This is a genomic window from Cellulosimicrobium composti (assembly GCF_010287905.1).
GTDB lineage: Bacteria > Actinomycetota > Actinomycetes > Actinomycetales > Cellulomonadaceae > Cellulosimicrobium > Cellulosimicrobium composti.
Window position 1 is genome coordinate 41,014 of sequence record NZ_JAAFAN010000028.1, and the last position, 9,938, is coordinate 50,951.

The 9,938-nt window shown below is 74.6% G+C and carries 7 protein-coding genes; 6 read left to right on the forward strand and 1 reads right to left on the reverse strand.

Features of this window, described 5'->3' with window-relative positions; all coding sequences use genetic code 11:
* Positions 1 to 16: 16 nt before the first annotated feature.
* Positions 17 to 3,382: an MGH1-like glycoside hydrolase domain-containing protein gene (locus GYH36_RS10025; protein WP_162289772.1), complete on the reverse strand. Its 3,366-nt coding sequence runs from the start codon at positions 3,380 to 3,382 to the stop codon at positions 17 to 19.
* A 177-nt stretch (positions 3,383 to 3,559) separates the two neighbouring features.
* Between GYH36_RS10025 and GYH36_RS10030 the strand changes: the two genes are divergently transcribed.
* The 6 genes from GYH36_RS10030 (at position 3,560) to GYH36_RS10055 (ending at position 9,734) form a co-directional block, all read left to right on the forward strand.
* Positions 3,560 to 4,252 (forward strand): TetR/AcrR family transcriptional regulator, encoded by a 693-nt coding sequence (locus GYH36_RS10030; RefSeq protein ID WP_115942956.1) that lies wholly within the window; start codon positions 3,560 to 3,562, stop codon positions 4,250 to 4,252.
* Complete coding sequence (locus GYH36_RS10035) at positions 4,249 to 5,187, forward strand: YndJ family transporter (protein WP_162289773.1); 939 nt, start codon at positions 4,249 to 4,251, stop codon at positions 5,185 to 5,187. Before GYH36_RS10030 ends, GYH36_RS10035 begins: the two co-directional genes overlap by 4 nt.
* Positions 5,184 to 5,705, forward strand: coding sequence for a DUF1990 domain-containing protein (locus tag GYH36_RS10040; RefSeq protein ID WP_024839288.1), 522 nt, complete (start codon positions 5,184 to 5,186; stop codon positions 5,703 to 5,705). The genes GYH36_RS10035 and GYH36_RS10040 overlap by 4 nt, the downstream gene beginning before the upstream one ends.
* Before the next feature lie 68 nt (positions 5,706 to 5,773).
* Positions 5,774 to 7,054, forward strand: a complete 1,281-nt coding sequence (locus GYH36_RS10045; RefSeq protein WP_162289774.1) for an N-acetylglucosamine-6-phosphate deacetylase — start codon at positions 5,774 to 5,776, stop codon at positions 7,052 to 7,054.
* Positions 7,055 to 7,306: 252 nt separating this feature from the next.
* Positions 7,307 to 8,359, forward strand: coding sequence for a LacI family DNA-binding transcriptional regulator (locus tag GYH36_RS10050; RefSeq protein ID WP_155098583.1), 1,053 nt, complete (start codon positions 7,307 to 7,309; stop codon positions 8,357 to 8,359).
* 73 nt (positions 8,360 to 8,432) lie between these two features.
* Positions 8,433 to 9,734: an ABC transporter substrate-binding protein gene (locus GYH36_RS10055; RefSeq protein WP_162289775.1), complete on the forward strand. Its 1,302-nt coding sequence runs from the start codon at positions 8,433 to 8,435 to the stop codon at positions 9,732 to 9,734.
* Positions 9,735 to 9,938 lie beyond the last annotated feature (204 nt).

Below are 9,938 nucleotides of genomic sequence, written 5' to 3' on the forward strand. Positions count from 1 at the left end.
GCCCCGCGGGCGTCGGTCAGCAGGTGGTCGCCGGGTAGGGCGCCGTGTGCTGCGTGACGCGTCCGGCGGCGTCGGTCACGCGCACGGTCGCCTCGCCCGCGGTGACGGTGCCGGCCCGGGCGGAGAACGACTGGTAGGCGTTCTCGCCCGGGGCGACGCCCGTGACGGTGCGCGTCCCGAACGGCGTGACGAGCTCGACGTCGACCGGCTCGCCGAGGCCGGCCCCGCCCGTCCCGGTGTACGCGGCCCGGACCGCGACGTGCGCGGTCCCGGCGAGGCAGCGCGACGTGGCGGTGACGTCGACCTGCGGGCCGGGCGCGGCGGACCGCGCGCGCACCTCGAACGACGCGATGCTCACCGTGCCGCGGTCGGCCCGGAAGCCGATGGTCGGCAGGAGACCGGCGAGGACGTCGGGGTCGGACGTGTCGAGCGTGCCGCCCGTCGTCGTGCCGCCGTACCAGGTCCACGTGCCGTCCTCCTCGGCGAAGACGTCGACCCGTGCGCCGTTCACCTGGAGCGCGATCCGGCTGCCGGGCCCGTAGCCGCGGAGGCCGAAGTACGGTGACGACCCGTTCGCGCCGCCCACGTAGTCGAGGCCGGAGGCGACGTTCGTGTGGTTGAACCACGCGAGCGCGTAGGTGCGGTCGCCGCCGGCGAGCCCGAGGAACAGCGAGTCCTCGGCGGTGCCCTGCCCGGAGAACGCGCCGATCTCGGCGATGACCACGGACGACGACGTCGCGCGGGCCGTGCGGTGCCCGTACAGGCCCCAGTAGCGCGCGCCGCCGGTCGCGGAGAGCGACCCGTCGCCCGCGGCGAGCGTGGGCAGCGCCTCGCCGGCGGACGGCTGCATCGTGGTCCAGTCCGCGAGCGTGTCGGTGCCGAAGTCGTCGTGCAGCACGACGTCGTCGTACCAGGCGGGGTCGAACGCGAGCCGCACGGTCGTCGTCGCGCGCGTCTCGTGCGCGTCGCCGCCGCCCCAGCGCGCGACGGCGCCGATGCGCGCCTCGGTCCCGGGGACGGCGTCGGGCGCCGGCGTGACGTCCCACGACCGTGTCGCGCGGTCCCACGCGCCGAGGTCGACGGGTCCGTCGTCGCCCACGGCGACGGCGGTCCACCCCTCGGGGAGGTCGGGGGCGAGGTCGACGCCGGTCACGGCGTCCTCGCGCGACGTCACGGTCACGTCGACGCGCGACGCCTGGCCGGGCGCAGGCTGTGCCGCGTCGACGCGGACGGTGACGTCGCGCGCGACCGGGCTCCAGGACTCGAGCTCGGTCACGCCGACGGACTTCCCGGGGGCCGCCTGGAACACGACCCGGTAGCGCGTCGTCTCGAGCGGCGGGAACGTGATCCGGTTGAGGCCGTTCCCGGCGGGCTGCTCGGGCACGCGCGTCTGGTCGGGCACGACCTGCCACGCGGCGCCGTCCCAGTACTCGAGCTCGTAGGCCGCGGCGGGCTGGACCGCGTCGGCGTCCTGGTAGCCGTGGAACCTGACGTCGCCGATCGTCGTCGGCTCGGCGAGCTCGACACCGACCCAGTCGGTCGCGTTCGGCGAGGAGTAGTTCGTCCAGCGCGTGTTCTGCGGCACCTCGTCGTACCAGACCTTGCCGTCGAGGACGCGCCACGCGTCGTCGTAGCGCCACGTGTACGACGCGAGGGGTCGCGGGTACTCGTGGCGCAGCGGGTTGGCGGACGTGTTCACCGCGTGCGGGAGCCGCTGGGGGTCCCCCGCGGGCACGGGGACCTCGACCGGGTCGGCGCCCTCGGCGAGCGCGTCGGCCCCGGCGTGGAGCACCTGCTCGCCGTCGACGTACACGCGCAGGCCCGTGCCCGCGCCGTAGCGCGTGCCGTCGCGGTCGAACAGGACCGTGACGTTGCGCCCGTGGTACGGCACGTTCTCCGCGGCGAACCAGTCCCAGTCGGCCGGGACGAGCGGGTCGAGCACGAGCGAGTCGCCGGACTGCGGCTGGAGGCCGAGCACGTCCTGGAGCACGAGGTCCACGTAGCTCGAGTGCAGGTAGTCCTCGGAGTGGTTGCTCCCGTCGTAGATCCAGCGGTCCTCGTCGGGGTGGTGCGCCTCGGCGACGTATGGCTCGCCGTCGCGGAACTGGGTGCGCACGTACGTCTCGAACAGGTCGAGGTAGTCGGCGCGCGTGAGGTCGCCCGCGGCGTCGTCCCGCAGCGCGGTGGCGAGGCCGTCGAGCGTGAGCGACGTCGAGAACGGCCACGACGGCCCGTCCCACTTGCAGCAGCCCTGGTCGGCCGAGCGCCAGAAGTCGGGGGAGCGGCGCTCTGTCACGGTCGGCCCGAACGGGGCGGCGAAGCCCTGCGGGTCGAGGAGCTGGTCGAGCGCGACCGCCTGCTCGGGCGAGGCGAGGCCGAACTTCCACGGGACGAACCCGACGTCGAGGCGGTCGCGCAGGCGCTCGTGGCCGGGGTTCTCCCAGTCCACGACGTCGTAGAAGAACTGCCGCTCGTCGTCCCAGAGGTAGGTGTCGACGGCCTCGCGCAGCGCGGCGGCGCGGTCGCGGTACTCGGTCGCGGTCGACTCGTCGCCGTTGAGCGTCGCGACCTCGGCGAGCGCGAGCATGTCGCCGTAGAGGTAGGCGTTGATCGACGGGCGGAACGTGTGCCGCCCGGCGTAGTCGCGGTCGGTCGCGTACGACGCCGGGGAGCTCTCCTTGGCGTCGTACTCGGGCGTCTGCCAGTAGAGGCCGAGGTCGGCGTCGAACTGGTTGCCCCAGTCCTCGACGAAGGTCTCGAGCTCGGGCTGGAGCGACCGGAGCCGGTCGAGGTCGCCGGTCACCTTCGCGCGCTCGACGATCGCGGTCACGGCCCAGAAGGAGTACTGGTGCGCCCAGTCGGCCGCCTCGGGGTTCTGCGCGGGCTCGATCTGGCCGGGCCCGGTGAGCCAGTAGTCCTCGTAGTCGTCGAGATAGCGCTGGTCGCGCAGCCAGCGGCCCTCGGCGAGCTGGTGGCCTGCGGCGGCGTTGATCGCCTGGTAGGGCGCGGCGTACCCGCAGCAGTCGAGGAACTCCGTGAGGACCCACCCGGTCCCGGGCTCGGTGTAGCGCAGGTGCTCCTTGAGCACGCGCCAGCGGTAGTAGTACACGGCCTCGGCGTCCGCGTCGGGCAGGTCGACGACGGGGACGTTCGCCGCGTACCAGTCGGGGTCGGCGTACCCGTCGAGCTTGGTGGCCACGTCGACGAAGGACGTGCCGGGCCCCACCTCGGGGCGGTCGAGCGGGGTGGTCGGGTCGTCGTCCGCCGTGACGGGGGGAGCGGGGGCGGTCGGCGTGGTCGCTGCCGCGGCGGGTGCCGCGAGCGCGAGCGCGAGGAGTCCGGAGACGAGCGCGAGCGCGCGCGTCGAGCGTGGTCGGGGCATGCGGGTCCTTCGTCGTCGAAGAGCGCCGGTCCGTGCACCGGTCCGGCTGACTGCGCTGTCGGCCACAGATTCCCACAAGAGACAACAGAAAACAACAGTCGCTCCCATGTCCGTCGTGTGCGGCGTCCGCCCGGGCGCGTGCTAGTTTTTGAACATGTTCAAAAACGGCTCGGCACCATGAGCGCGACGCCGAAGTCCGAGCGGACTCGGGCGCACCTGCGCGAGGTCGCGATCCGGATGCTGCGGGACGTCGGGTACGAGCGCACGACGATGCGCGCCGTCGCCGCAGAGGCAGGCGTGAGCACGGGCAACGCGTACTACCACTTCCCGTCGAAGGACGCGCTCGTCCAGGAGCTCTACCTCGAGGTGCAGCGCGAGCACGCCGAGCGGTCCGCACCCGTGCTCGCGGCGGGAGGCTCGCTCACCGAACGGCTGCGCGGCGTGTGGGCCGCGTCGGTCGACGCGTTCGCGCCGTTCCACGCGTTCGGCGCGGAGTTCGTCTCCGTCGCGATCCGGCCGGGGTCGGACGCGAGCCCGTTCTCCGCGGCCTCGGCGACGTCGCGCGACCTGTCGCGCGCGCTCTTCGAGGACGTCGTCGCCGGGTCCTCCACGCGCCTGCCCGAGCGCCTGCGCGCGCAGCTCCCCGAGCTCCTGTGGCTCGCGCACCTCGGGATCACGCTGTTCTGGGTCTACGACACCTCGCCCGGGTTCACCCGCACGCGTCGCCTCGTCGACGGCGGCGCGGCGCTCGTCGGCAGCCTCGTCCGGCTCGCACGGCTGCCCGTCGCGCGCGCGGTGGTCGACGACGTCCTGCGGCTCGTGCGCGACGTCTCGCCCGCGCCCACGACCGACCGCGGCGAGCGCGCGTGAGCCCCGCGGGCTCGGCGCTCGTCGGGCTGCTCGTCGCGGTCGGGGCCGTCGTCGTCCTCCCGCTCGGCCTGCGGCTGCTCGGCGCCCGGGTCGTCCCGGCGCCGCGCAGCGCGGCCTGGCCGCTCGCCGGGGCGTGCGCGGTCGTGAGCCTCCTCCTGCCGCGCGGGGCGCTCGCCGCCGCGCTCGCGGTGCCGTTCGCGCTCGCGTCCGCCGTCCTGCTCGCCGCGGGGGTCCGCCTCGCGGCGCGTGCGCTCGGCGGGCACCGGGGCGGCGCCTCGCCGGCCGGGCCCCCGAGCACCGCCGCGACCGTGACCGCGCTCGTGCTGCCCGCGGTCGGGGCGAGCGCGCTCGTCGCGGAGCGCGCCGGCTGGGGTCTGCTCGGCTTCTCGGGGACGTACCTCGCGCTCACCGTGCCCCACATGCTCTACGCGGGCTTCGGCGCGGCGCTCGTCGCCGGGGCCGTCGCCCGGCTCGCCGCCGCCGACCGGCTCGCCGTCGCCGGGGCGTGGGGCGTGCCCGCCGGGACGGCGCTCGTCCTGCTCGGCTACTTCGTGGGCGACGCCGCCGAGCTCGTGGGTGCCGTCGTCCTGACGCTGGCGCTCTGGGCGACGGCGGCCGCCGTCGTGCGCTCGGCCGCCCGCCCGGGCGGCCACCCGGCCGCCGCCCGCGCCCTGCTCGTGACGAGCGCCGTCGTCGTGTCCCTCGCGATGGTGCTCGCGCTGTGGTGGGCCGCGGGCGAGGCGCTCGGGTTCGCCCACCCCGGACTCGACCTCATGGCGGCGACGCACGGCGTCGCCAACGCGCTCGGCTTCGTCCTGTGCGCGCTGCTCGGCCTGCGCCTGCTCGCGCGCGACCGTGCCGCGCACGGAGGCGCGGCCCCGACCGACCACGACCGCACGAGCCCCCGCGCGGGGGCGAGGAGGAGACCCGCATGACGTTCACCTACCCGGAGGTCGGCGCGACGCGCACGGACTCGTGGCCCGCGGGCTACCGGCACCTGCACGTGCGGCGCCGGCTCAGCGACCGCGCGCGGACGCCCGAGGACCTCGCCTGGCTCGGCGAGCAGCTGCTCACGTGGCGCGTGCACGCCGCGGCGCGCGTGCGGCTCGACACCGACGCCCCCGTCGCGGCGCCCGGGGTGCGCGTCACGACCCGGCTCGGGCTCGGGCGCGTGCGCCTGCACGAGCCGTGCGAGGTCGTGTGGGTCGAGCGCTCCGCACGGCGCGTCGCGTTCGCCTACGGCACGCTCCCGGGTCACGCGTTCGTGGGGGAGGAGCGGTTCGCCGTCGAGCGCGACGAGGCGGGCGACCTGTGGTGGAGCATCGACGTGTTCAGCCGTCCCGCGCTGTGGTGGGTGCGCCCGCTCGTCCTCGCCGTGCCGACGTTCCAGCGGCTGTTCGCACTGCACCTCGGGCGCGGCGCGCGCCGCGTCCTCGCGTCCCGCGACCGCTGACCGCCCGCCCCGTCCCACGCTCCGACGGGTTTGCACGCCGGGTGTACGAAGTGCGCCAGAATAGGCCCATGACCGACGCCGCGAGCACCCCCCGTCCCGACCAGCAGCCCCTCCCGGCGCGCGTCCTCGTGGGCCGCGTCGTCACCCCGACGGGCGTGCTCGACGACGGTGTGGTCGCCGTCGAGGGCGGGCGCGTCGCGTGGGTCGGGCGCCGGGCGGACGCCGTCGCGGCCGGGTACGCGGACCTGCCGGCGGACGACGGGGCCACGCTGCTCCCGGGCCTCGTCGACGTGCACGACCACGGCGGCGGCGGGTCGAGCTTCCCCGACGCGACGAGCGCGGCCGACGCGCTCGTCGGCGCGCGCGAGCACCTGCGGCACGGCACGACGAGCCTCGTCGCGTCCCTCGTGACCGCGCCGCGCGACGTGCTGCTCGAGCGCACCGCGACGCTCGCCGACCTCGCCGAAGCGGGCGAGATCGTCGGCATCCACCTCGAGGGACCGTTCCTGTCCGAGGTCCGCTGCGGGGCGCAGAACCCGCACGACATGCTCGACGGCGACCCCGAGCTCGTGCGCGCGATCGCCGCCGCGGCGCGCGGCCACCTGCGCACGATGACCGTCGCGCCCGAGGTGCCCGGCGTCGTCGGGCCCGGGGGAGTGATCGAGACGCTCGTCGAGGTCGGGGCCGTGCCGTCGATCGGTCACACCGACGCGAGCACCGAGCAGACCGAGGCCGCGATCGCGTCCGGCGTCGCGGCGCTCGCGGCGGCGGGCCGGCCGGGCGCGCGCCTGACCGCCACGCACCTGTTCAACGGGATGCGGCCGCTGCACCACCGCGAGCCCGGCCCCGTCGCGGCGTGCCTCGCGGCGGCCGCGCGCGGGGAGATGGTCGTCGAGCTCGTCGCCGACGGCACCCACCTCGCGCACGGCACGATCCGCAGCGTCGTCGAGCTCGTCGGGCCCCACGTCGGCGTCGACGGCGCGGTCGCCGGTCCGGACGGCGTCGCGCTCGTCACCGACGCGATGGCCGCGGCGGGCATGGCCGACGGCGCGTACGAGCTCGGCCCGATGCGCGTCACGGTCGCGGACGGCGTCGCGCGGCTGACCGACGGCGGCTCGATCGCGGGCGGCACGTACCACCTGATCGACGTGGTGCGCGAGACGGTCGGTGCGGGTGTGCCGCTGGTCGACGCCGTCCGCGCCGCGTCCTGGGCTCCTGCCGGCGTGCTCGGCCTCGACGACCGCGGCGGGCTCGTCGCGGGTCGCCGTGCCGACGTCGTCGTGACCGACGCCGACCTGACGGTGCGCGAGGTGCTGCGCGCGGGCGAGCCGGTCGACCTCTCCGCCTGAGCCGCAGCGCGCCCGCCGCCCTGCGCCTGAGGCGCGCACCCCCTCACCGGACGGCCGTGGCCGTCCGGTCCCCTCGGCGTCCCCGCAGGTCATCCTTCCCACGCGTAGCCGGAGAGCGCGATCCCGCGCGACGGACTTGACTCCACCGTTTTGTTCAACCAATACTCGTAACAGCGAAGCGCTTCGACGATGCGTTTCGACGAAGCGCTTCGACGGACGAGGCGACGGACCGGACCACAGGGGAGTGGATCGATGGCGACGATGCAGGACGTGGCGCGACGCGCCCAGGTCTCGCTGAGCACGGTCTCGTACGCGCTGTCCGGCACCCGTCCCGTCTCCGACGCGACGCGCCGGCGCATCGAGGAGGCGATGGCCGAGCTCGGCTACCAGCCCAACGCGATGGCCCGCGGGCTCGCGTCGCGCCGCAGCCACGTGCTCGCGCTCATCTACCCGGCGATGGAGAAGGGGCTCGGCGGCACGGTCGCCGAGTTCGTGTCGTCCGCCGCGGAGACCGCGCGCGAGAACGGGTACCACCTCGTGCTGTGGCCCTTCCGCACGACCCAGGCTCCGGAGGTCCGCGACCTCGTGCGCCAGGGGATGGCGGACGGCGTGCTGCTCATGGAGGTCGCGCTCGACGACGCGCGCGTCGACGTCCTCCACGAGGCCGGCGTGCCGTACACGATGATCGGCCGCACGCGCGACGTCTCCGACCGGCCGTCGGTCGACATCGACTTCGAGCGCACGACGGACGACGCCGTGGCGCACCTCGTCGAGCTCGGCCACGAGCACGTCGCGTTCGTCAACCACTCCCAGGCCTCCGCCGACGACGGCTACGCGCCGACGTTCCGCGCCGAGGAGGGCTTCGTCGCGGCGATGCGCCGGCGCGGCCTCGAGCCGCACGCCCTGCGCGTGGACGAGTCCCCGCGTGCCGGTCGCGAAGCGGTCGCGACACTGCTCGAGCGCGAGCCGCGGCTCACCGCCTTCGTCACCATGAACGAGATCGCGACCTTCGGCGTCGTCGCCGAGCTCCAGCAGCGTGGGCTCGCGATCCCCGCCGACATCTCGATCCTGTCGATCGTCACGTCGCCCGGCGTCGGGGAGATGAGCAACCCGCCGCTGACCACGCTGCACGCGCCCGGCGCCGAGCTCGGCCGCCTGGGCGTCCAGAAGTTGCTGTCCCTCGTGGACGGCTCCCGTCCGAGCACGCCGAACGTGCTCATCCCGTGCGTCCTCGAACCCGGCAGCAGCGTCGCCCCCGCGGCGGGCCGGGCGCCGGACGACGACCGCGAGCCTGCCGCTCGCTGATCCACCGACCGACCGGGCGAGGCCCGGTCACCCTCCGGCAGTCGCGCCGGAACTCGATGAGGAGGACACGCACATGCTGCGATCCCGGAAGATCTCGCTCGTCGCTGCCGTGGCAGCGCTCCCGCTCGCCCTCGGGGCGTGCGGGGACGCCGGCGGCGCCGGCGGGTCGGACGACCAGACCCTGACCATCTGGCACTACGAGAACGACGACTCGGCGATGGGCCAGGCGTGGGCCAAGGCGATCGAGATCTTCGAGGAGGAGAACCCGGACGTCGAGGTCGTCGTCGAGAAGCAGACGTTCGAGCAGATCCAGAAGAACGCCAAGATCGTCCTCACCGGCGACGACGTGCCGGACGTCATGGAGTACAACAAGGGCAACGCGACCGCGGGCCAGCTCGCGGCGCAGGGCCTGCTCACCCCGCTCACCGACGCGGCGTCCGAGCGCGGCTGGGACGAGAAGCTCAGCGGCTCGCTCCAGACGACGGCCACCTACGACGAGCAGGGCCTCATGGGCTCCGGCGACTGGTACGGCGTCCCGAACTACGGCGAGTTCGTGCAGGTCTACTACAACAAGGACATGTTCGCCGAGCACGGGCTCGAGGTGCCCACGACGCTCGACGAGCTCGAGACCGTCATGCAGACCTTCGCCGACCACGGCGTGACCCCGCTGGCGGAGGCCGGCGCCGAGTACCCGATGGGCCAGCTCTGGTACGAGCTCGTGCTCGCGAACGCCGACCGCGGCTTCGTGGACCAGTACCAGCTGTTCGACGGCGACCCGGACTTCCACGGCCCGGAGATGACGCAGGCGACCGAGACGCTCGACGAGTGGATCAAGGCCGGCTACGTCGCGTCCGACTCCGCAGCGCTCACCGCCGAGGACATGGGCGTGTCGTTCATCAACGGCACCTACCCGATGATGGTCTCCGGCTCGTGGTGGTTCGGCCGCATCGTCGAGGAGATGGACGCCGACTGGGGCCAGTTCAACTTCCCGGGCAGCACGCTGCAGGTCGGCTCGTCCGGCAACCTGTGGGTCGTCCCGACGAACGCGGACTCGCCCGACCTCGCCGAGGAGTTCATCGACATCACGCTGCGCCCCGAGGTGCAGGACATCCTCGCGGAGAAGGGCGGTCTGCCCGTCGCCGGTGACGCGTCCGTCATCACCGACGAGCGCACGCAGCAGCTCACCGAGAACTTCCAGGCGATCCTCGACGACGACGGCCTCGCGTTCTACCCCGACTGGCCCGTCCCCGGCTACTACGACGTGATCGTCAGCGAGCTCCAGTCGCTCATCAACCAGTCGAAGTCGCCGACCGAGGTGCTCGACGGCCTCGAGTCCGCCTACGTGGACGGCAAGGCCGACCTGCTCGACAGCTGAGCGGACGCCCGGCCGGCCGCGGCGGTCCCCGATCGCCCCGCCGGGCCGCCCCCGCCCCCCCGCCCCCCCGCCCCCGCCCCCCCGCCCGCCCCCCGCCCCCCCCCCCCCCCCCCGCGGCCGCCGCCCCCCCGACGCTCGACGTGGCCAAGCTCGAGAAGCTCTTCCTCTCGCTCGCCTGAAGCGCGACGGCCGGAACGCACGCGG